Genomic DNA, 20,859 nt, shown 5'->3' with positions numbered 1-20,859 from the left:
ACTTAACGTGTGCCCTCGAGCACGGTTCCTAGCTGTTGCAAGTAGGCGACCAGGGCAGTGATTTCCTGGGTGCCGCGTACGTCAGCGGTCGCGTTGGCGATGTCCTCATCGGTATAGGGCACGCCGAGCTGACGCAGGGTGCGCATTTTATCCGGTGTGGCTTCGCCGTCGAGGGTACGCTCAAACAGCCAGGGGTAGGCTGGCATGATCGATTCCGGCACGACATCGCGCGGGTTGTACAGGTGGGCACGGTGCCAATCATCGCTGTAGCGGCCGCCTACACGCGCCAGGTCAGGCCCGGTACGCTTGGAACCCCACAGGAAGTTGTGCTCGTATACCTGTTCGCCCGCTACGTTGTAGTGGCCATAGCGCTCGGTTTCTGCACGGAAGGGGCGCACCATCTGCGAGTGACAGCCAACGCAGCCTTCACGGCGATAGATATCGCGGCCTTCCAGTTCGAGCGCAGTCAAGGGGCGAAGCCCTTCGACCGGCTCGGTGGTCTGCTTTTGAAAGAACAGCGGAACGACTTCGGCCAAACCGGCAAAGCTGATCACAACCAGGATCAACACGGCGAGTAGGCCAACGTTCTTTTCGACAATCTCGTGTTTCATTGGTCTTAACTTCCCCGGTTTAAGCGGCTTGCGGCGCAGTGAGGCCAATGGCTTCGCGGCGCTTCACGGTCATGTACACGTTGAAGGCCATCAGGAGCATGCCGGTTACCCAGAAGAGGCCGCCCACCATGCGCACGAAGTAGCCGGGGCCACTGGCTTCAACCGATTCCACGAAGGTGTACATCAGCGTGCCGTCAGCGTTGATGGCGCGCCACATCAAGCCTTGCATGATGCCGTTGACCCACATCGCTGCGATGTAAAGCACGGTACCGATGGTCGCCAGCCAGAAGTGCACGGCGATCAGATTTACGGAGTACATTTCGGTACGACCAAAGACGCGTGGAATCAGGTGGTACATGGAGCCGATGGTAATCATCGCGACCCAGCCAAGCGCACCTGAGTGAACGTGACCAATGGTCCAGTCGGTGTAGTGGGAAAGCGCGTTGACGGTCTTGATCGCCATCATCGGGCCTTCAAAGGTCGACATGCCGTAGAACGACAGAGCTACTACCAGGAAGCGCAGCGTTGGGTCGGTGCGCAGCTTATGCCAAGCGCCTGACAGGGTCATCATGCCGTTGATCATGCCACCCCAGGAAGGTGCCAGCAGAATGATCGACATAATCATACCCAGTGACTGCGCCCAGTTGGGTAGCGCGGTGTAGTGCAGGTGGTGAGGACCTGCCCACATGTAGATCATGATCAACGCCCAGAAGTGGACGATAGACAGACGGTAGGAGTAGATCGGACGCTCTGCCTGCTTCGGTACGAAGTAGTACATCATGCCCAAGAAACCTGCGGTCAAGAAGAAGCCGACCGCATTATGGCCATACCACCACTGCACCATGGCGTCGACAGCACCTGCGTAAATCGAGGTGGAGTACATAGGCGTGACGGGAAGTGCGGCGTTATTAACAATGTGTAGAACGGCAACGGTCAGAATAAACGCAGCAAAGAACCAGTTCGCCACATAAATGTGCGACGTGGTGCGTTTCTTAATCGTCATTAAGAAGACGATCGCATAGCTGATCCATACTACTGCCAGCAGTATATTGATCGGCCACTCAAGCTCTGCGTACTCTTTAGTAGTGGTGTAGCCCAGCGGCAACGTTACTACTGCAGACAGGATGACCGCTTGCCACCCCCAAAAGGTAAACGCTGCGAGCTTGTCAGAGAACAGCCGTGTCTGACAGGTCCGCTGTACGACGTAGTAGGACGTCGCAAAAAGCGCTGAGCCACCAAAGGCGAAGATAACGGCGTTAGTATGTAACGGACGCAGGCGCCCGAAGCTAGTCCAAGGTAGGCCGAGGTTCAGCTGCGGCCAGACCAGTTGGGAGGCAAGGATAACGCCAAGCGCCATACCTACAATGCCCCACACAACGGTCATAATCGCGAACTGCCGAACTACCTTGTAATTGTAGGTCGGGTGTTCCAATGCTGTGCTCATTTCATGTTCCCATCGAACGCGGTTAGGGGGTAACCCGTGGCATTTTGCACGGATGCGGCCACCCGCTTGATGATGCAGGTCAAGATCCGGCCTAGATTCTATCGCAGCCGCGCCCTAAGCTGAACACGCCAATGGATGTAACGTTGAATTATTAGGAGGGCTGGGTGTCCTATTACGCTGATCTTGGGTTTGAGGCCATCACCCCAGAGGCGTTGCGTGAACGCACCGCCAGCCCCGCTGTTCAGCGGTTTCTCGTGGAGGGGGTTGGCCCGGTGAGCGTCTCGGGCATCCCTGAGCTGGGGCGAATTCTGCTAGCTCATGGCGCCGGGGCAGGCCACCTATCCGAGTTTATGCGGCAATTTGCCGCGATGCTGGCCAGCAAGAGGCTACAAGTGTGGGCGATCGATTTCCCCTATATGCAGCAGATGAGCGAGGAAGCAAAGCGCCGGCCTCCGCCTCCCGTCAAGAAAACGCTGGAACACTTTGCCGCTTGGTATGCCCTGCTGGCGTCAAGCAGTGGTTCGCCTTTGTGGGTTGGGGGTAAATCCATGGGCGGGCGTGTGGCATCGCTCTTTGCCAGCCAGCATCGCTGTGCAGGTGTCGCAGGTGTCATTGCGGCAGGCTATCCGTTTCACCCACCCAAAAAGCCCGACTCCCTTCGCACCGATCATTTTCCTGACATCTCTATGCCTATGCTGATTCTGCAAGGTGAGCGTGATCCGTTTGGCTCTCGTGATGAGGTGGCCCACTACGCTTTACCTGACTCCCTACACGTTCATTGGCTAACCGATGGCGACCATGATTTTAAGCCACGACGAAGTTCTGGAGTAAATCAGCAAGTTTTGATTGACGAAGCAGCCATAGTTGCGGCATCCTTCGTCCGCGCTCAGTTAGCGGTTGCCGCGAGAACGTGCAGCACGCTGGTTTAAATCAAAAATTTAAACACAACGTGTTGACATTCCAACAGGCTTCTGTAGAATGCAGCGCCACGTGACCAGCGGGTGGTTAGCTCAGTTGGGAGAGCACCAGCCTTACAAGCTGGGGGTCACTGGTTCGAACCCAGTACCACCCACCATTGATTTGGTGCCCTGGAAACGTGATGCGGTAACTGATGTATATGCGGACCGGTAGTTCAGTTGGTTAGAATGCCGGCCTGTCACGCCGGAGGTCGCGAGTTCGAGTCTCGTCCGGTCCGCCATCATTATGTTTATTTGCATGCGCTAAGTTATCGCTATTCGGACCGGTAGTTCAGTCGGTTAGAATGCCGGCCTGTCACGCCGGAGGTCGCGAGTTCGAGTCTCGTCCGGTCCGCCACGATAACTTAATAAGTAGTTATATTGATAAGCGATAAGCTTTCAATATCCCGGGTGGTTAGCTCAGTTGGGAGAGCACCAGCCTTACAAGCTGGGGGTCACTGGTTCGAACCCAGTACCACCCACCATTCAGTTTCACATTTATGCGCCTCTGAACCGCTTAAATTGTCTGTTGAATGGTTATGTGTCTTACAGTGGACCGGTAGTTCAGTCGGTTAGAATGCCGGCCTGTCACGCCGGAGGTCGCGAGTTCGAGTCTCGTCCGGTCCGCCATTAAGCACCTGTCGGCAGTCATTAAGATAAAGCCGAAAAAATTCCAAAAAAGCCCGAATCATAGATTCGGGCTTTTTTATTGCGCGTACATAACACGCTAACAGCACCGTGCAGTCAATGAGCTGCACGGCGCTGTTACTTGCTTTTGTTACTTGCTATGGAAGCGTTAGGCGATTGCGCTGACGCCTGCTTTGGCAATTTGCACGTCTTGATCTGGCTTGACGCCAGAGATGCCAACAGCGCCGACGACTTGACCATCCACGATGATCGGCACGCCGCCAGATAGCAGACCCTGTAGCGGCGCAGAGACAAACGCCGTGCGGCCACCGTTAATCATCTCTTCAAACACTTGGGTCTCTTTACGACCCAGGGCCGCGCTACGCGCTTTTTGGGTAGCGACATCGGCGCTGAACGGGGCAGCACCGTCTAAACGGCGCAGTGCCAGCAGGTGGCCGCCATCGTCGGTGACGGCGATGGTGACCGGCCAGCTGTTGTTGTCAGCTTCTTTCTGTGCGGCGTCGAGGACTTGGATAACGTCGGCTTGGCCTAAAACAGCTTTGGTTTGCATCAAAGGATCCTTCTTATCATAGGGATTAAAGCGCTGCGCCCAACCGTTAATACGTTGTGAAAGCGCAGCGAGTGTACAGGGTTATACCAGGGCAGCGTCTACGACTTCTACCCAGTGGCGTACCGGCGTGCGGTTGGCGCTGGCGAGATGGGTCTGACAGCCGATGTTGGCGGTCACAATCACCTCAGGGTTGCCTGCTTCTAGCGCATTCAGCTTGTTATCGCGCAGCTGAGTGGCGAGCTCTGGCTGTGTGACCGAGTAGGTGCCTGCCGAGCCGCAGCACAGGTGGGCATCTTTCACGGGCGTGAGTGCAAAGCCGAGTTTGCTAAGCACGCCTTCCACTGCGCCGTTGAGCTTCTGGGCGTGCTGCAGCGTGCAGGGGCAGTGGAACGCTAAACGCTGGTGCTCTTTAAGCTGCAGCGCTTCCAGCGGCTCGTCGCGCAGTATTTCGACGATATCCTTTGCCAGTGCGCTGACTTTTTTGGCCTTTTCAGCGTAGGCGGGGTCGTCCTTGAGCATGTCGGCATACTCTTTGACGAAGGCGCCGCAGCCGCTGGCGGTTTGCACGATGGCTTCCGCGCCCTGCTCGATTTGCGGCCACCAGGCATCAATATTGGCGCGCATCCGCTCGCGGCCCGCCTCTTGGGCATTGAGGTGAAAGTCGATAGCACCACAGCAGCCAGCTTCACTAATCGGTGTGACGCTAATGCCCAGACGGTCAAGCAGGCGCGCCGTGGCTGCATTGGTGTTGGGCGACAGGCCTGGCTGCACGCAGCCTTCCAGGATCAGCACCTTGCGGGCATGGCGCTGGCTGTCGGGTCGCTGGCCTGCATCGACCGGTGCGGGCGGCATTTTGCTACGCAGTTTGCCGGGCACTAGAGGCTTGAAGGTTTGCCCCAGGGCCAGCAGCGCTTTGAAGCGTTTCGGGTCGACCAGCATTTTGCGCAGCGCATAGCGCTGAGCGCGTTCTGCCGCTGAACGCGGCACACGACGGTCGATTTCCGCACGGCCAATATCCAGCAGCTTGTGATACTCCACGCCGGAGGGGCAGGTGGTTTCGCAGTTGCGGCAGGTTAGGCAGCGGTCTAGGTGCAGGCGAGTCTCTTCGGTGACTTGGTCATCGTCATCGCGGCTCTCCAGCAGCTCTTTCATCAAGTAGATACGCCCGCGAGGCCCGTCTCGCTCATCGCCCAGTAGCTGGTAAGTGGGGCAGGTGGCGTTACAAAAGCCACAGTGCACACAGGTACGTAGAATGCGCTCGGCTTCCTGAATATGCGGTTTTTGGCGGTCGGCATCGGTAAAGTGCGTCTGCATGTCAGCTCTCCTGATTAAAATGCCGCATAAAGACGACCAGGGTTGAAAATGCCGTGGGCATCCAGCTCGGCCTTCAGGTTGCGGTGGTACTTCTCGACCACAGCATTCAGCGGAGTAAACGGTGACTCCGCGCCCCCTTGGGCATGCGGGGTGTAGCAGGTAGCGTGGCCACCGGCCTTCTGGCATGCATCGCGCAGCGTGTCTGCGGGTAGTGCGGTTTTCACCCAGCGTTGGCTGCCGCCCCAATCATAGAAGATATCGCTTTCATCAACGGCGAGCTCTAGCGCTGGGGTATGGGGCGGTAGCGAGAGGCGCCACAGTGCTTGCCCTTCATTGAGGCTGAAAAAGCCATGCTGCTGGTCACGCAGCTGTTGCCAGAAATCCGCAGACAGTTCTTCACCGCCTAGGCGCTCTTTCGTGGCCTTGACGGAGCTTTCACCCCCTTCCAGCCGAATAAACAGCTCACCTGCGTGCCATGCCGCAGCGGTAATAGGCAGCGGCTGGCGGCCAAGCTCAGAGAGCTTCGCTAAGGCATCTTGCAAGCTCATTTCAAGGCGCAGGCTGTGGCTGGCGGTGGGTATGGGCAGCACCTTAAACGAGATATCGGCCAGCACGCCCAGCGTGCCCTGGGCACCTGCCATCATGCGGGACAGGTCATAGCCGGCCACGTTTTTCATGACTTCGCCGCCAAAGCGCAGCAGTTTGCCTTCCTGGGTGATCACCCGGGTGCCCAGCACGAAATCCCGTGCGGCACCTGCCCAAGGGCGGCGAGGGCCGGACATGCCGGTGGCCACCGCGCCGCCAATGGTGCTGGCGTCGCCAAAGATCGGTGGCTCGAAAGGCAGCATTTGATGTTTTTCTGCCAGTGCCGCGTTCAGCGCGCTCAGGCGGGTGCCTGCCCGTACCGTGACGACGAGTTCGATAGGGTCGTAAGAGACGATGCCGCTATGCGCTGCGACATTGAGTTCCGTGCCTTCCACCGGGCGGCCATAAAAGGCCCGGGTGTTGCCCGCTACAATGCGTAGCGGGGTGCGGTCGTGGTAGGCGCTGCGCACCTGTTCGCACAGCTCATTGGCGATATCTCGGTCGGCAGCGTGTATCGCTAGTTCGGTCATGGTCGATCCTTATAGCATCAGAAGCGTGGCAGTTCTGGATGCGGTAACTCGTTGTTATGCACATGCATCGCGCCAAATTCGGCACAGCGCGCCAGGGTGGGAATATTTTTCCCTGGGTTGAGCAGCCGTTTGGGGTCGAACGCCGCTTTTAGCGCGTGGAAGACCGTCAGCTCATCGGGCTGGAACTGGCTGCACATCTGGTTGATTTTTTCGCGCCCAACGCCATGCTCGCCAGTAATCGAGCCACCGGCGGCCACGCACAGCTCCAGGATCTTGCCGCCTACGTCTTCCGCCAGGGCAAGCTGACCCTCTTTGTTGGCATCGAATAGGATCAGCGGGTGCATATTGCCGTCACCCGCGTGGAAGACGTTGGCCACGGGCAGGCCGCTCTCTTCTGAAAGTGCGGCAATGCCTTTCAACACGCGCGGCAGCTCGCGGCGGGGAATCGTGCCATCCATGCAGTAGTAGTCCGGCGACATGCGGCCTACGGCAGGGAAGGCATTCTTGCGTCCGGCCCAGAACTTGGCGCGCTCGGCTTCGTCCCGCGCCTGTTGAATGTTAGTGGCTCCGGCCTTTTCCAGTACGCGGCGCACGGTCTCGCAGTCGTCGTCCACGTCGGCTTCCACACCATCCAGCTCACAGAGCAGAATGGCTTCGGCCTCCACGGGGTAGCCTGCCTTGATGAAATCTTCCGCCGCTTTGATGGCGAGCTTATCCATCATTTCCAGGCCACCGGGGATAATGCCTGCGGCAATGATATCGCCCACCGCGCGGCCCGCTTTTTCCACATCATCGAAGCTGGCCATCAATACCTTGGCGGTTTGTGGCTTGGGCAGCAGCTTCACGGTGATTTCCGTGACCACCCCAAGCATGCCTTCTGAACCGTTCATCAAAGCCAGAAGGTCGAAACCGGGGGCATCCAGGGCTTCAGAGCCCAGCGTCATGTGCTCGCCTTCAATGGTCAGCACATCCACCCGCATGACGTTATGCACGGTGAGGCCGTACTTCAGGCAGTGCACGCCGCCGGCATTTTCGGCGACGTTGCCGCCAATCGAGCAGGCAATTTGTGAGGAGGGGTCGGGGGCGTAGTAGAGCCCGTAAGGGGCGGCCGCCTCGGAAATGGCAAGGTTGCGCACCCCAGGCTGAACGCGGGCAATGCGCGCGTCGGGGTCAACGGTAATAATTTGGTTGAACCGCGACATAACCAGCAGCACGCCCTGCTCAAGCGGCAGTGCGCCGCCGGAAAGGCCGGTGCCTGCGCCCCGGGTCACCACGGGTACGCCCAGTGCATGGCAGCGCTTTAACAGGCCCTCGACCTGTTCCAACGTTTCCGGCAGGGCCACCAACATGGGCAGCACGCGATAGGCGGCGAGGCCATCGCACTCGAAAGGACGTAAATCCTCCTCACGATGCAATAGCGTCAAAGAGGGGACAGCGCCTTGCAGGTCGCTGAGTACGTCAGCTTTATCACGGTGGACAAGCTCGCCATCGAGGCGCTCGTCGAAAAGGATATTCATGTTAACTCCTATGGATGAGGAGGATAGATGGCTATCTAATCACTTTATGGAAAATACTTCCATAACGTATGAGTAGTTTTGGAATTGTTTTTCATAAAGTGCTTTAGGAGTGGTCGGTCAGGTAAAATACATCTTTTTAATATAGTGCTGGGTAGCCCTAGGGCTACCCAGCCGTTCCTACCGTGAGGTGAAGCTACTTTTTTACATCAACGGATCTGTCACCCCTAAAACATAAAACGCAATCATCGCGATAACGCCAGCGAATACCAGGTAGTAGATGGTTGGGATGATCGTTTTACGAATGGTAGTACCTTCGCGTCCCAAGAGACCAACGGTCGCTGATGCTGCCACCACGTTGTGAATTGCGATCATGTTACCTGCGGCAGCACCCACGGCTTGCAGTGCGACCATCATCGCCGTGGAGAGCCCAAGCGTTTCGGCCACGCTAAACTGGAACTCCGCCAGCATCAGGTTAGACACCGTGTTGGAGCCTGCAATAAAGGCGCCCATGGCCCCCACCGCGGGGGCAAAGAACGGGTAGATGCCGCCCACACCGTTAGCCACCGCTTGCGCCATCATGACGGGCATCGAGACCAGATCCGCGCCGTTGACGCCGGAGTTGATCAGGATACGTACCATCGGCACAGTGAAGATCAGTACGAAGCCCGCACCAAAAATGGTTTTGGTCGACTCGGATACTGCAGCGCTTAGCTGGCGCGGGTTCATGCGGTGCAGGAAGTAAGTCACCAGCACGACCGCTAGGATGATACCGCCGGGCAGGTAGAGAGGCTGGATGCCACCGCTCACGCCTGCTTCGCCAAAGATATTGGCCCAGTTCAGGTTGATGGAGGTTAACGCAGCTTTGAGCGGCTCGATGGTGCGTGAGGCTACCAGGAACAGAGCGAGCAGTACGTAAGGCACCCAACCTTTAAAGGTCGACATCGGTGCTTTACCGGCCACATCGTCAAGCTTGATTTGCAGGTTGCCGATCCACTCATCCGGCCAAGCGGTCGATTCTGGGAAGTCCCAGGTATCTTTGGGCAGCAGGAAGCCTTTACGTGCAGCAGGCACCACAATCGCTAAGCCCACCATCGCGCCAATCATGGAAGGGAATTCCGGCCCAAGCAGCACGCCCACCAGCATGTAAGGCACCACGAAAGAGATACCCGTGAAGATGGCGAATGGTGCAATCGAGAGCCCCTCTTTCCAAGAGCGGTTGGCACCGAAGAAGCGCACCATTACCAGTACGAGGATTAGCGGCATCAAAATACCCACGATACCGTGGGTGATCGCCACCGAACTGGTCACCTGCTGGAAAAACACGTCCCAAGTAGAGCCGTTCGCTTCTAGCTGCGCGGTAATGTCGGCACGGTTTAAGCCGCTACCCACACCCACCACAACAGGCGTACCCACGGCGCCAAACGACACTGGCGTGGATTGGATCATCATACCCACGACCACCGCCGCCAGAGCCGGGAAGCCCAGCGCTACCATTAGTGGCGCTGCCACGGCAGCGGGCGTACCGAAACCGGACGCGCCTTCGATGAAGCAGCCAAACAGCCAAGCAACAATCAGCGCCTGTACGCGACGGTCTGGGCTAATGCCCGAAAAGCCGTTACGAATGGCAGTAATACCGCCCGAGTGCTTTAGCGTGTTGAGCAGCAAGATAGCGCCGAAGATAATCCACAGCAGGCCAGCAGTTTGGATGAGGCCCTGTACAGTGGATGCCGCTACGCGGCTAAACGACATATCCCATGCGGTTAGACCAATAATGGCTGCCGTAAGGAAGACAATCGGCATCGCTATTTTGGCAGGAAGTTTAAAGCCTATGAGCAAAATCCCAGCCAGCAATAGCGGCAGAAATGCCAGTAGAGCGAGTATAGTTTCATTCATGGGAGGAACGGCCCCTTGTTATTGATTTGGTATGCTCCGCGAAAGCCAACGTGTCATTTCAATGATAGTTGGGTCAGCGTGAAAGATACGGTTAGGCGGGCAGAATGACTACATTGGAAAATTGGTCTTACCAGTTGACGTGGGCCGTTTTGAGCATAATTTAAGCGGTCGTTTTAATTTAACGTGTTGTTTTTAAGATGTTTTAAACATTGTATCAGAGTGTTAATACAGCAACAGTCATTAGACTAATAGACAGTGCAGCAGGCCTTCGCGCGGTGGGTTACGAACGTCGCTTGTGTCGCTAACCACTTAGACTCACTGTAGGTGGCGGATTGACCCCTGTAAAAAAGGAGAACTAACAATATGGCAATAACACTTTATGACCTGTGCGGCCGTGATGAGCGCCTACGCTTTTCGCCTTATTGCTGGCGGGTACGTATGGCGCTTGCCCATAAAGGGTTGGACTACACAACAGTAGCCTGGCGTTTCCAAGAAAAAGAGGCGCTGGCGTTTGCCAACTACGACAAAGTACCCGTGTTGACCGATGGCGACACGGTAGTGACCGATAGCTTCGAGATCATGCGCTATCTGGACCGCGCCTACCCCGAAGCCCCGGTGCTGGGCGAGGGTGTAAGCCTTCAGCGCGTGATGTTTTTTAAACAGCTGGTAGAGCGAAGCATTACGCCTGCGCTGTTCAAGATTGTGGTGTTGGATCTCCTAGAGGCGATTCACCCTGATGACCGCGCTTACTTCCGTAAAACCCGGGAGGCGCGTTTTGGCGCTACCTTAGAAGCCGTCAGCAATCCGGAGCAGGGGCGTCAGCAGCTTAAACAGGCACTGGTACCGGTAAGCGCTCAACTGAAAGAGAGCCTATTTTTGGATGGTGAAACGCCCAGTGGTGCGGATTACTTGCTGTTTGGCAGCATGATGTGGGCCTATACCGTTTCTACCGAGCCGCTCGTGGAAGAAAGTGACCCTGTAGCAGCGTGGTTTGCGCGTATGCTAGAGGTGCATGATGCAGCTGCTGGCCAAGCCATGACGATTCGTGATCTATAACAGGTAAGGCGGCCATGGCCGCCTTACACCCACAGGCAACACTAACGGCGTAGTCCGTTAGTGTGAAAGGAGATGGCAATGATTGACCTGTATTACTGGACAACCCCGAATGGCCATAAAATCTCCATCATGCTTGAAGAGGCAAAGCTGGCTTACCGTGTTAAGCCCGTTAACATTGGCCGCGGCGAGCAGTTTGACCCTGAGTTTCTAACCATTGCTCCTAATAACCGCATTCCCGCCATTGTTGACCACTCCCCCCAAGACGGCGGCCAGCCGATGGCGCTGTTTGAGTCAGGTGCGATTCTTGAATATCTCGCCGATAAGACAGGGCAATTTCTGCCAGCAGAAGGGCGAGAACGCTATGTGGTACTGCAGTGGCTGCACTGGCAGGTGGGTGGGCTTGGCCCTATGGCGGGCCAGAACCATCACTTTTGCCACTACGCACCGCAGAAAATTGAGTACGCCATAGAGCGCTATGTACGCGAGACCAACCGGCTCTACAGCGTGCTGGATCAACGACTCTCTCAGCAGCATTATGTTGGCGGCGACCGCTACTCCATTGCGGATATGGCGATCTACCCCTGGATTGTGCCCTGGGAGAAGCAGCGTCAAACCTTGGAAGAGTTCCCCGATCTTGAACGCTGGTTTGAAGAGGTATCGCAACGTCCTGCTGTACGAAAAGCGTACGCATTAGTCGAGGATATTAACCCGCAAGCAGGCGTTGTTATGGATGATGAAGCCCGTAAGCACCTGTTCGGTAACCGTTAAAAAAGCCGTTGCGTTATGTTCGGTGAGCGTTAGATAAGCTGAGCATGCAGCATGATGAAAAAATCATGTTGCGCTGCACAAAAAGCGCTGCTAGCTTGGGTGTAATACAGTCATTGCCAACCATCGGCCACCTGCTGGGTATGCCGATTCGCTAGCTAACCCAAGGAGATTGCGTAATGAACAAGGCTACAGAGAAAACCAACCAGCAGTTTGACTCCGTTTTTGTATCACCGATGCGCTCTTATACGCTCGCAGCGTTGGATTATTATGAGCAACTGGTCAGCGCCCAAATTGATGCGGCTCGCGCTTACTCTGATATGACCATTTCCCAAGCGCGTACTTGGCTAGATGTGAAAGATGCAGATAGCTTCAAGAAGGCGATGGAGAGCCAGCAAAAAACTGCTGCCGATCTGATGGAGCGCATGAAAGGCGACTCTGAAAAAGTCACTTCTATCAGCCAGGGCTTCATGCAAGACAGCCAGAAAATGGCCGAAGAAACGACCAAGAAAGCGGTAGAGACTGCCAAGCAGTAATTATCCCGCTTGAGTGAAAAAATGCCGCGCCCAGAACCGAATCTGGGCGCGGCATTTTTGTCGAGATGACGCAAAGATTACCGTGATGCTTCGTCAGCACGGGCCCGAAGCCGGAAGCGTGCAATACGAATAATTTGTTGAATCGCGGTTTCACGCTCTTGGGCCAAGCCGTTCTCCAAACGCTCTTCGAATGCCGCGAGGATGTCGTAGCGGTTCAGCCCTTTCACCGCAATGACGAACGGAAAGCCAAATTTCTCTTTATAGGCCGCGTTGAGCTGCTCAAAGTGGGCAAATTCCTCGGGCGAGCACTGGTCGAGCCCTGCGCCTGCCTGCTCGCTGGTGGAGTCGTGCGTCAATTCTCCCGCCAGTGCGGCCTTACCCGCTAGATCGGGGTGGGCCCGAATAACGGCAATCTGCTGCTCGGGCGTTGCCTGTCGCAGCATCAAACCCATCAGTTCGGCCAGTGCGTCAGGGGTGTCATGTTCTGGACGCAAGCCCTGCTGCCAAGCAGCCTCTGCCACCCAGGGCGAGTGCTCATACACATCGCCATAGTGGGAAACGAAGTCTTCCAGGCTGCACTGGCTGGGGGCAGGGAATAGCGTGAGTGGGGTAGCGGTCGGCACAAAAACTCTCCAGGCGTGCGAAAAGGGAAATGCTGTATACAATAAATAGCATCAACGGTACTCTTTGACCAATAGGTCAAGCCCTACACATACCCTCCATCCATAACACCAACAACCCCGCCAATGTAAGGAGTGACGATGGGACGCTTAACTACCCACGTGCTGGATACCGCCAAAGGACAGCCCGGCCAAGGCATTACCATTGAGGTTTTTCGGCTAGCGGACGGCAGCCGCGAGCATTTAGGCACCACCGTCACTAATAGCGATGGCCGCTGCGATGCCCCCATTTTAAAAGGCGATGCGCTAACGCCAGGCGAGTATGAGCTTGTGTTCCACGCTGGAGACTATCTGCGCGCTCAAGGGGTAGAAGCCGCTGAACCGCGCTTTTTAGACGTTATTCCGCTGCGCTTCGGCGTGGCCGATGCAAGCCAGCACTATCATGTACCGTTGCTGCTTTCGCCCTACGGCTACTCCACTTACCGTGGTAGCTAAGAGGACTAGGCATGCAAGCGTATATCATCGAGTTTGTGAATCTACTGCTGCGCTGGTTACACGTGATCGCAGCGATTGCATGGATCGGCGAGTCGATCTACTTCGTGATGCTGGATAACGGCCTGCGCACTCCCAAAGCCGCTGAAGATCGTGAAAAGGGTGTTTTTGGCGAGATGTGGGCTGTACATGGTGGCGGTTTCTATCATAACCAGAAATATGCCACGGCCCCGGCCAAGCTGCCCAACGACCTGCACTGGTCGTTCTGGAAAGCCTATACGACGTGGCTATCGGGTTTTGCGCTGTTCGTCATTCTCTACATGGTGAACCCCGGTTTCTACTTAGTGAACCCGGACAGCAACTGGGCCTGGGCGGCTAACCTTACCGGTTGGCAGGCCAATCTGCTGGCGCTTGGGTTCCTGCTAGGCGGCTGGGTGGTTTATAACGAGCTATGTAAGCGCATCAGCCCCAACATCAGGGAAAACGTATGAAAAACCGCTCTACGACGGGCTTCGTAGCGCTTTACCAGTAGGAGCTAATGTGATCATCTAACGGCTTTTGCTCATGGATGACCTCATGCTGACACCATCGCTTATGCACCATTTATCGATCGTTCCCGACTTCCGCCAGGCTTGGAAAGTGCAGCATCAGCTGTCGGATATCCTGTTCCTGACGGTCTGTGCGGTGATCTGTGGTGCCGAGGGTTGGGACGAAATCGAGGACTTTGGCCACGCGAAGCTCGATTTTCTCCGTCAGTACGGCGATTTTGAGGCTGGTGTGCCCAGCCATGACACCTTGGCTAGGGTCATGGCCTTGGTGAATGCCGAGCAGCTGCAAAGTGCATTCGCCGAGTGGATGAAGGCCTGTCACGATGTGACGGAGGGCGCGGTAGTGGCCATCGATGGCAAGACGCTGCGTGGGTCGTACTGCCGGGGGAGGGGCAAAGGTGCGATACACATGGTCAGTGCCTTCAGTGCGGCGAATGGCGTGGTGCTGGGCCAGGTCAAGACGGCGGAGAAGTCCAACGAGATCACGGCGATTCCCGAGCTACTCAAGCTGCTGAATCTGCAAGGTTGCCTGGTAACAATCGATGCCATGGGCTGCCAGAAGAAGATCGCCACGCAGGTCCTGCAGAAGGGCGCCGATTACCTACTCTCGGTGAAGGGCAACCAGCCGGCCTTGGCTGACGCCTTCGAGGCTGCGTTTCCCATGGCCAAGGTGGTCAACTTTGAAGGGGATGCGTACGTCACGGACGAGAAGAGCCGTGGCCGGCAAGAGACCCGATACCATATTGTCAGCGAGGTTACTGAAGAATTTCAGGAGCTTAGCTATGAATGGGCAGGCCTGAAAACGGTGGGCGTGGTAATGAGTTTCCGCCAGGAAGGTGACGAGGTGCCAGAAGCCCCGATGATCCGCTACTACATCAGCTCTGCCGATCTGAGCGCCAAGAAGCTCGCCGAAGCGGCTCGCCAGCATTGGTTCGTGGAGAATAAACTCCACTGGTCTCTGGACGTGGCGCTCCGCGAGGACGTCTGCAAAATTCACCGTGGTCAGGCTGCTGAAAACCTCGCCAGGGTTCGGCATATCGCCTTGAATTATTTGAAAGGGGAGACCCGTTTCAAAGGCGGAATCCGGCGGAAACAGAAGAAAGCCGCGCTGGATGAGACCTACCTGGCGGACATTCTCGCGGTATGAAATTTTTCATGCGTTTTCCCTGGCCCCAACATGGAGCGCGATGGACTGCTGAGTATTGCCGTAGCGGTGATGATGGTGGTGGTGGCCTACTTAAGCACCCAGATGTTTACCGGGCGGGCGGCATTTCTGCTCACCGGCGCGGTAATGGCCACGGCTATGTCGGCCAACGTCTTTTTCTGGATCATTCCCGGCCAGCGCCGCATGGTGAAAGCCATGAAGGCGGGCGAGGCTCCCAACCCACTAGACGGCAAGCGCGGCAAGCAGCGTTCGGTGCACAACACCTACTTCACGCTCCCCGTGGTGCTGCTGATGGTGAGTAATCACTACTCATTTATCTACGCCCACGAGCTCTCTTGGGTGGTAATGGTGCTGTTTATCTTTGCCGGAGCGCTGATTCGTCAGTTCTTTGTACTGATGCATGCCGGTAAAATTCAGCCTGCCTACCCTGCGGTAGGCGTTGGGCTGATTTTGCTCGCGTTCTGGGTGGCCGCGCCCAGTCCACGTGCCGCCGTAGAAGGCGCTGGCGGAGCGCCCACGCAAGCGCAGATATCAGGGCTCATTGAACAGCACTGCACCCAGTGCCATGCCCGCAACCCTGAACATGCCGGTTTCTCCGCGCCGCCTGCAGGCTATGCCTTTGATACCTGGGAAGATATTCTCGGCCACAAAGCGCAAATCCAGCAGGTCGTTGGCAGCCGCTATATGCCGCTTGGTAATATCACCAACATGAGTGATGAAGAGCGCGATATCATTGCGGCTTGGGAGGAGTGATCAAAGTCGCAGACAGGAGAATCTATGAGTGATGCGCAGGCGGCGTTAAAACGGCGGCCTTCTGACAAAGAGGGCGACGAGCGTCATGAGGCGATTTATCGTGCGGTGAGTGACGCCATTGTCGAGCAGCGGCTCAAGCCTGGTGCTCGGCTGCGTGAAGACGCGCTGGCTGAGGTATTCGGCATTAGCCGCACGGGGATTCGTAAAATCCTCCAGCGGCTGGCGCTGGAACAGCTGGTTACGCTCACCCCGCGTCGTGGGGCTAGCGTGACGCGCCCCACCGCCGATGAAGCGAAAGACGTGTTCGATGCCCGCCAGCTGATCGAGTGTGGCCTCATGCCCGATGTGGCCAGGCGAATGAACGCCGCGGCGGCAGCGGAGCTTCGCGACATGGCCCGCCAAGAGCGCCAAGCCCTACGCAGCGGTCAGCAGAGCGTGGCGATTCGTCTCTCGGCGGATTTTCACGTGCGTCTCGCGCAGCTCTCCGGCAATGCCACCCTGGCAGAATTCGTCGAGCGCCTCTGCTCCCGCTCTTCGCTGATCCTCGCCGTCTACGGCCATCGCGGCCACCTAGGCTGCGAATCCCACGACCACGACGACCTGATTGGCTACCTGGAAACCGGCAACGGCGAACGCGCCAAAGCCTTTATGAGCCGCCACCTCAAAGCCATCGAAGCCTCGCTCTCCATGGTTGAAGAGGAAGAGAATGTACCGGATCTGCAGCAGATTTTTGGTGTTTAGCGACGACGCATCTGCTTAACTGTAATATTTTCTGTCTTGTATACAAAAATAGGGCGCTTTTCTGCGATGCGCAAGCCCTTTCATGGGATGGGTTGGCGTTCGTAGAGTTGACCAAGTGTTCAGATTTCAATGGGTTAGCGCGCTATTACGCCTAAAATCGTCGTTATCTCAACTAATTAGCCCTGAGTCGAATTGCGATGGCTGTTCAAAATGGCTATTTTGTATACAAACTAAAACGCTCTGCCTTTGTTAAGGAGCCTGTCCATGACCTCTCATTACCCTCGCGATTTAATCGGCTATGGCCGCACGCCGCCCTACGCTAACTGGCCAGGCAAGGCCAAGATCGCCGTTCAATTTGTGCTGAATTATGAGGAGGGCGGCGAGAACTGCGTGCTGCATGGAGATTCAGGCTCGGAGCAGTTTTTGTCCGAGATTATTGGCGCGGCCAGCTACCCAGACCGCCACCTGAGCATGGAATCCATCTACGAGTACGGCTCCCGCGCTGGCGTGTGGCGTATTCTGCGCGAGTTCGAGCGCCGCGGGTTGCCGCTCACCGTATTTGGGGTAGCGATGGCGCTAGAGCGCCACCCGGACGTGGCCCAGGCGTTTAAAGAGCTTGGCCATGAAGTGGCGTGCCACGGCTACCGTTGGATTCACTACCAAGAAACCCCGGAGCATGTCGAGCGCGAACATCTGCAAAAAGCCATGGAGATCTTCCAGCGCTTGTACGGTGAAAAGCCTGAAGGCTGGTACACCGGGCGCGATAGCCCCAATACGCGCCGTTTAATTCTGGACGAAGGTGGTTTCCTTTACGATAGCGACTACTATGGCGACGACCTACCGTTCTGGACCAAGGTGAGCGATAGCGAGGGGGCTGAGCATAACCATCTGATTGTGCCTTACACCTTAGATACCAACGACATGCGCTTTGCTGCCCCGCAAGGTTTCAATACGGCGGACCACTTCTTTACCTACCTGCGCGACGCCTTTGATGTACTGTATGCCGAAGGGGAGGATTCGCCGAAAATGCTCTCCATTGGTATGCACTGCCGTTTGCTGGGCCGCCCGGGGCGCTTCCGCGCACTGCAGCGCTTCTTAGACCATATTGAAGCCCACGACCGAGTGTGGGTAGCACGCCGGGTGGATATCGCCCGCCACTGGGCGGAGCATCATCCGGCACCGACTCGTTAAAAGGCAGCATCATAATGAATAAAACGACTTACTACGCCCCCACCGGCGGTCACCCGCCGCAAACCCAACTCACCGCTGACCGTGCGGTTTTTACCGAAGCCTATGCACTGATTCCCAAAGGCGTGATGCGCGATATCGTGACCAGCAACCTGCCGTTTTGGGAGGGCACTCGGTTGTGGGTGCTAGCGCGGCCGCTGTCGGGATTTGCGGAAACCTTCTCCCAGTACATCATGGAAGTGCAGCCCGAGGGCGGTAGCGATAAGCCTGAGCTAGACCCCCAGGCGGAAGGCGTGTTGTTTATTGTGGAGGGTGAGTTAACGCTCACTTTAGCGGGTGAGCGCCATACGATGGGGCCGGGTGGCTACGCGTTTATTCCACCTGGCAGCCACTGGCAGGTGCGCAATGAAACCCGCGAGCCGGTGCGTTTCCACTGGGTGCGCAAAGCCTACGAGTATGTAGAAGGTCTGGAAGTGCCCAAAGCCTTCGTGACCAATGAGCAGGAGATCGCGCCGATCGAAATGCCGGGCACCGAAGGCCGCTGGGCCACGACGCGTTTTGTCGACCCTAACGACGTGCGCCACGATATGCACGTCAATATCGTTACCTTTCAACCGGGTGGCGTGATTCCGTTTGATGAAACCCACGTGATGGAACATGGCCTCTACGTACTTGAAGGCAAAGCGGTGTATCACTTGAACCAGCAATGGGTCGAAGTGGAAGCGGGCGACTTTATGTGGCTACGCGCCTTCTGCCCTCAGGCGTGCTACGCCGGTGGCCCTGGCCCGTTCCGCTACCTGTTGTACAAAGACGTTAACCGCCATGCGGCGCTCAAAATCTGAGTTGGGAAGCCCACCACAACTAATACTCGTTAGGATGATGCTATGTTAAATCTGACGGCAAAACCGCTGACGACGGAGGCGTTTGCGCCCTTTGGAGACGTCATCGATGCCCGCACCTCCGCATCGTTCCCGATTAACGCCGGGCGCACCCAGCGCCATCACGATCTCGCCAAGGTAGAAACCCTCGGCGACAACGCTCGAACGCTGATCAATATTTTTGTCAGCCAGCCAGTGACGCTGCCGCTCAATCTCACGTTTTTAGAGCGCCACCCCCAGGGCAGTCAGGCGTTTATGCCACTGCATCAGGAGCGCTTTATTGTGGTGGTGGCACCACCTGGCGACACCATCGCGCCAAACGAGGTGCAGGCGTTCGTCACCGACGGCCGCCAAGGGGTGAACTACCACGCCGGTACTTGGCACGCGATTCAGTCGGTGCTGGAGCGCGAAGGGGAATTCCTGGTGGTGGATCGCGGTGGGGATGGCAATAACTGTGACGAATATCCCCTGGCTGTTACCGTCACTTTAGCGGAATAGCCCACCGCAAGTGCATGCGAGTGTCATCTTGGTTGGGTTATGCTGATAAGCTGACACTCCACTCTATATGAACGGTTAGGACATTTATGAGCGCAAACACCCATATCCCCCTTCGTCGTACCAAAATTGTCGCGACCCTCGGCCCCGCCAGCGACCGTGAAGGCGTGCTGGAAGCCATGTTGAAGGCGGGGGTGGATGTGGTCCGCTTGAACTTTTCCCACGGCACGGCCGATGACCATCGTCGCCGTCTTGCCCGTGTGCGTGAAATCGCCGCTCAGCTAGGCCGCAGCGTGGCCGCGCTAGGTGATTTGCAAGGCCCCAAAATTCGCGTTGCCCGCTTTAAAGAGGGGGCGGTTTATTTAGAAGAGGGCCAGCCGTTTGTACTGGATATGGCCATGGATAGCGACGCTGGTGATATCCACGGCGTCGGCTGCGATTACAAAACCCTGGCGGATGATGTAACTGCGGGCGACCGCCTGCTGCTGGATGATGGCCGTGTGGTGCTGGATGTTACCCGTGTAGAGGGCAAGCAGGTACATACCGAGGTGGTGGTGGGCGGCAAGCTCTCTAATCATAAAGGCATTAACAAGCAGGGCGGCGGGCTATCTGCCCCCGCGCTGACAGAAAAAGATAGAGCCGATCTGAAAACCGCCGTCGAGATTGGCGTTGATTATTTAGCTATTTCCTTTCCCCGTTCAGCGGAGGATATGCTGGAAGCCCGCCGCCTGCTGGGTGAAGAGGGCAAGGAAATTGGCCTCGTTGCCAAAGTGGAGCGTGCCGAGGCCGTGGCCGATGACGCCACGCTGGATGGCATTATCGAAGCCTCCGAAGCGGTGATGGTGGCCCGTGGCGACCTCGGCGTGGAAATTGGCGATGCCAAGCTGGTCGGCGTGCAAAAGCGGATGATCAAGCGCGCCCGTTCGCTTAACCGCGCGGTGATTACCGCCACCCAAATGATGGAGAGCATGATCTCCGCGCCGCTACCCACCCGCGCTGAAGTTTTCGACGTGGCGAACGCGGTGCTGGATGGCAGCGATGCGGTCATGCTCTCTGCGGAAACCGCCGCGGGCGACTACCCGCTGGAAACCGTAGAAGCAATGGCGCGTGTTTGTCTGGGTGCCGAGCGTGAGCGGGTCGCTCAAGAGTCGGGTCACCGTATCCACGAAGGCTTTACCCGCCCGGACGAAACCATTGCCCTTTCGGCGATGTACGCCGCTAACCACATGAACGGCGTGGTGGCGATTGCTTGCATGACCGCCTCGGGCTACACGCCATTGATCGCCTCGCGCATCCGCTCGGGCCTGCCTATCGTGGGGTTGGCTCACAACCCGATTGCCCAGCGCCGTATGGCCCTGTACCGGGGCGTGGTCTCACTTCCCTTCGATACCTCGGAAATGACCGCCACCGAGCTTAACGATCAAGCCCTTACGCTGTTGGTGAAGCAGGGCGTCGCCAAGCCGGGTGATCACGTCATCCTGACCCGTGGCGACCACATGAACGCCCACGGCGGTACCAACACCATGAAAGTGATGGCCATTACCGAGCAGCACGCCGAAAACACGAAGGCGTAA

General features: G+C 56.9%; 19 protein-coding genes, 5 tRNA genes and 2 pseudogenes. 18 read left to right on the top strand and 8 right to left on the bottom strand.

From position 1 onward, the window contains the following. Positions 1-2: 2 nt before the first annotated feature. Positions 3-611 carry a cytochrome-c oxidase, cbb3-type subunit II gene (gene ccoO, locus AB6K10_RS00295; protein ID WP_153842519.1) on the bottom strand — a complete coding sequence of 203 codons (609 nt, stop codon included), beginning with the start codon at positions 609-611 and terminating at the stop codon, positions 3-5. A 19-nt stretch (positions 612-630) separates the two neighbouring features. Continuing rightward, the gene (ccoN, locus tag AB6K10_RS00290) at positions 631-2,055 is read right to left on the bottom strand and encodes a cytochrome-c oxidase, cbb3-type subunit I (RefSeq protein WP_339117723.1); all 1,425 of its coding nucleotides are present in this window, start codon (positions 2,053-2,055) and stop codon (positions 631-633) included. A gap of 164 nt (positions 2,056-2,219) precedes the next feature. On the opposite strand from ccoN, the gene AB6K10_RS00285 reads away from it, so the two are divergent. The 6 genes from AB6K10_RS00285 to AB6K10_RS00260 all read left to right on the top strand — a co-directional run bounded on the left by AB6K10_RS00285 (position 2,220) and on the right by AB6K10_RS00260 (position 3,641). Beyond that, the gene (locus AB6K10_RS00285) at positions 2,220-2,984 is read left to right on the top strand and encodes an alpha/beta fold hydrolase (protein ID WP_228219496.1); all 765 of its coding nucleotides are present in this window, start codon (positions 2,220-2,222) and stop codon (positions 2,982-2,984) included. A 70-nt stretch (positions 2,985-3,054) separates the two neighbouring features. After that, positions 3,055-3,130 (top strand) — tRNA-Val (locus tag AB6K10_RS00280). A 46-nt stretch (positions 3,131-3,176) separates the two neighbouring features. Then, positions 3,177-3,253 (top strand) — tRNA-Asp (locus AB6K10_RS00275). 39 nt (positions 3,254-3,292) lie between these two features. Next, positions 3,293-3,369, top strand: a tRNA-Asp gene (locus tag AB6K10_RS00270). 51 nt (positions 3,370-3,420) lie between these two features. After that, positions 3,421-3,496 (top strand) — tRNA-Val (locus AB6K10_RS00265). A 68-nt stretch (positions 3,497-3,564) separates the two neighbouring features. Continuing rightward, positions 3,565-3,641: transfer RNA gene (locus AB6K10_RS00260), tRNA-Asp, on the top strand. A gap of 166 nt (positions 3,642-3,807) precedes the next feature. Here the strand turns inward: AB6K10_RS00260 and AB6K10_RS00255 are convergent. The 5 genes from AB6K10_RS00255 to AB6K10_RS00235 form a co-directional block, all read right to left on the bottom strand. Beyond that, positions 3,808-4,209, bottom strand: a complete 402-nt coding sequence (locus tag AB6K10_RS00255) for a heme-binding protein (RefSeq protein WP_044628702.1) — start codon at positions 4,207-4,209, stop codon at positions 3,808-3,810. An 81-nt stretch (positions 4,210-4,290) separates the two neighbouring features. Continuing rightward, positions 4,291-5,523 carry a glycolate oxidase subunit GlcF gene (glcF, locus tag AB6K10_RS00250; protein ID WP_054640959.1) on the bottom strand — a complete coding sequence of 411 codons (1,233 nt, stop codon included), beginning with the start codon at positions 5,521-5,523 and terminating at the stop codon, positions 4,291-4,293. A 14-nt stretch (positions 5,524-5,537) separates the two neighbouring features. Beyond that, a complete protein-coding gene (gene glcE, locus AB6K10_RS00245; protein ID WP_058577159.1) occupies positions 5,538-6,638 on the bottom strand; it encodes a glycolate oxidase subunit GlcE in 1,101 nt (366 codons plus the stop codon). Positions 6,639-6,655: 17 nt separating this feature from the next. Next, positions 6,656-8,155: a glycolate oxidase subunit GlcD gene (gene glcD / locus AB6K10_RS00240; RefSeq protein WP_058577160.1), complete on the bottom strand. Its 1,500-nt coding sequence runs from the start codon at positions 8,153-8,155 to the stop codon at positions 6,656-6,658. A gap of 201 nt (positions 8,156-8,356) precedes the next feature. Beyond that, entirely contained in the window at positions 8,357-10,048 is a 1,692-nt protein-coding gene (locus tag AB6K10_RS00235) for an L-lactate permease (protein WP_137093300.1), read from the bottom strand. A gap of 363 nt (positions 10,049-10,411) precedes the next feature. Between AB6K10_RS00235 and AB6K10_RS00230 the strand changes: the two genes are divergently transcribed. The 3 genes from AB6K10_RS00230 (at position 10,412) to AB6K10_RS00220 (ending at position 12,405) form a co-directional block, all read left to right on the top strand. Further along, positions 10,412-11,104: a glutathione S-transferase family protein gene (locus AB6K10_RS00230; RefSeq protein ID WP_044628697.1), complete on the top strand. Its 693-nt coding sequence runs from the start codon at positions 10,412-10,414 to the stop codon at positions 11,102-11,104. A 78-nt stretch (positions 11,105-11,182) separates the two neighbouring features. Next, a complete protein-coding gene (locus tag AB6K10_RS00225) occupies positions 11,183-11,872 on the top strand; it encodes a glutathione binding-like protein (protein ID WP_044628696.1) in 690 nt (229 codons plus the stop codon). A 176-nt stretch (positions 11,873-12,048) separates the two neighbouring features. Then, the gene (locus AB6K10_RS00220) at positions 12,049-12,405 is read left to right on the top strand and encodes a phasin family protein (protein WP_044628695.1); all 357 of its coding nucleotides are present in this window, start codon (positions 12,049-12,051) and stop codon (positions 12,403-12,405) included. Positions 12,406-12,482: 77 nt separating this feature from the next. Here AB6K10_RS00220 and uraD read toward each other — a convergent pair whose 3' ends face one another. Further along, complete coding sequence (gene uraD / locus AB6K10_RS00215; protein ID WP_044628694.1) at positions 12,483-13,028, bottom strand: 2-oxo-4-hydroxy-4-carboxy-5-ureidoimidazoline decarboxylase; 546 nt, start codon at positions 13,026-13,028, stop codon at positions 12,483-12,485. 138 nt (positions 13,029-13,166) lie between these two features. On the opposite strand from uraD, the gene uraH reads away from it, so the two are divergent. From uraH to pyk, 9 genes and pseudogenes are all read left to right on the top strand, one after another. Beyond that, the gene (gene uraH, locus AB6K10_RS00210) at positions 13,167-13,520 is read left to right on the top strand and encodes a hydroxyisourate hydrolase (protein ID WP_044628693.1); all 354 of its coding nucleotides are present in this window, start codon (positions 13,167-13,169) and stop codon (positions 13,518-13,520) included. A gap of 11 nt (positions 13,521-13,531) precedes the next feature. Further along, positions 13,532-13,993 (top strand): annotated as a pseudogene (locus AB6K10_RS00205) (urate hydroxylase PuuD); the annotation flags it as partial. Positions 13,994-14,093: 100 nt separating this feature from the next. After that, the gene (locus AB6K10_RS00200) at positions 14,094-15,212 is read left to right on the top strand and encodes an ISAs1 family transposase (protein WP_339119579.1); all 1,119 of its coding nucleotides are present in this window, start codon (positions 14,094-14,096) and stop codon (positions 15,210-15,212) included. Positions 15,213-15,236: 24 nt separating this feature from the next. Further along, positions 15,237-15,983, top strand: a pseudogene (locus AB6K10_RS00195) (urate hydroxylase PuuD); the annotation flags it as partial. Positions 15,984-16,007: 24 nt separating this feature from the next. Further along, a complete protein-coding gene (locus AB6K10_RS00190; RefSeq protein ID WP_230834278.1) occupies positions 16,008-16,724 on the top strand; it encodes a GntR family transcriptional regulator in 717 nt (238 codons plus the stop codon). Between the two features lie 264 nt (positions 16,725-16,988). Then, positions 16,989-17,915: an allantoinase PuuE gene (gene puuE, locus AB6K10_RS00185; RefSeq protein ID WP_062360624.1), complete on the top strand. Its 927-nt coding sequence runs from the start codon at positions 16,989-16,991 to the stop codon at positions 17,913-17,915. Between the two features lie 14 nt (positions 17,916-17,929). Continuing rightward, complete coding sequence (locus AB6K10_RS00180; RefSeq protein WP_062360626.1) at positions 17,930-18,754, top strand: bifunctional allantoicase/(S)-ureidoglycine aminohydrolase; 825 nt, start codon at positions 17,930-17,932, stop codon at positions 18,752-18,754. A gap of 42 nt (positions 18,755-18,796) precedes the next feature. Next, positions 18,797-19,288, top strand: coding sequence for an ureidoglycolate lyase (locus AB6K10_RS00175; RefSeq protein WP_062360628.1), 492 nt, complete (start codon positions 18,797-18,799; stop codon positions 19,286-19,288). A gap of 86 nt (positions 19,289-19,374) precedes the next feature. Next, entirely contained in the window at positions 19,375-20,859 is a 1,485-nt protein-coding gene (gene pyk / locus AB6K10_RS00170) for a pyruvate kinase (RefSeq protein WP_339117722.1), read from the top strand.

The organism is Halomonas sp. BMC6 (assembly GCF_964204995.1).
Lineage (GTDB): Bacteria > Pseudomonadota > Gammaproteobacteria > Pseudomonadales > Halomonadaceae > Vreelandella.
The sequence above is the reverse complement of the archived record's forward strand: the minus strand, read 5'-3'. Positions and strand labels throughout refer to the sequence as shown.

Excerpts from the sequence above, each read along its gene's own strand:
- ccoO (WP_153842519.1), bottom strand. The coding sequence starts at position 611 with ATGAAACACGAGATTGTCGAAAAGAACGTTGGCCTACTCGCCGTGTTG.
- ccoN (WP_339117723.1), bottom strand. The coding sequence starts at position 2,055 with ATGAGCACAGCATTGGAACACCCGACCTACAATTACAAGGTAGTTCGG.
- AB6K10_RS00255 (WP_044628702.1), bottom strand. The coding sequence starts at position 4,209 with ATGCAAACCAAAGCTGTTTTAGGCCAAGCCGACGTTATCCAAGTCCTC.
- glcF (WP_054640959.1), bottom strand. The coding sequence starts at position 5,523 with ATGCAGACGCACTTTACCGATGCCGACCGCCAAAAACCGCATATTCAG.
- glcE (WP_058577159.1), bottom strand. The coding sequence starts at position 6,638 with ATGACCGAACTAGCGATACACGCTGCCGACCGAGATATCGCCAATGAG.
- glcD (WP_058577160.1), bottom strand. The coding sequence starts at position 8,155 with ATGAATATCCTTTTCGACGAGCGCCTCGATGGCGAGCTTGTCCACCGT.
- AB6K10_RS00235 (WP_137093300.1), bottom strand. The coding sequence starts at position 10,048 with ATGAATGAAACTATACTCGCTCTACTGGCATTTCTGCCGCTATTGCTG.
- AB6K10_RS00230 (WP_044628697.1), top strand. The coding sequence starts at position 10,412 with ATGGCAATAACACTTTATGACCTGTGCGGCCGTGATGAGCGCCTACGC.
- AB6K10_RS00225 (WP_044628696.1), top strand. The coding sequence starts at position 11,183 with ATGATTGACCTGTATTACTGGACAACCCCGAATGGCCATAAAATCTCC.
- AB6K10_RS00220 (WP_044628695.1), top strand. The coding sequence starts at position 12,049 with ATGAACAAGGCTACAGAGAAAACCAACCAGCAGTTTGACTCCGTTTTT.
- uraH (WP_044628693.1), top strand. The coding sequence starts at position 13,167 with ATGGGACGCTTAACTACCCACGTGCTGGATACCGCCAAAGGACAGCCC.
- AB6K10_RS00200 (WP_339119579.1), top strand. The coding sequence starts at position 14,094 with ATGCTGACACCATCGCTTATGCACCATTTATCGATCGTTCCCGACTTC.
- AB6K10_RS00190 (WP_230834278.1), top strand. The coding sequence starts at position 16,008 with ATGAGTGATGCGCAGGCGGCGTTAAAACGGCGGCCTTCTGACAAAGAG.
- puuE (WP_062360624.1), top strand. The coding sequence starts at position 16,989 with ATGACCTCTCATTACCCTCGCGATTTAATCGGCTATGGCCGCACGCCG.
- AB6K10_RS00180 (WP_062360626.1), top strand. The coding sequence starts at position 17,930 with ATGAATAAAACGACTTACTACGCCCCCACCGGCGGTCACCCGCCGCAA.
- AB6K10_RS00175 (WP_062360628.1), top strand. The coding sequence starts at position 18,797 with ATGTTAAATCTGACGGCAAAACCGCTGACGACGGAGGCGTTTGCGCCC.
- pyk (WP_339117722.1), top strand. The coding sequence starts at position 19,375 with ATGAGCGCAAACACCCATATCCCCCTTCGTCGTACCAAAATTGTCGCG.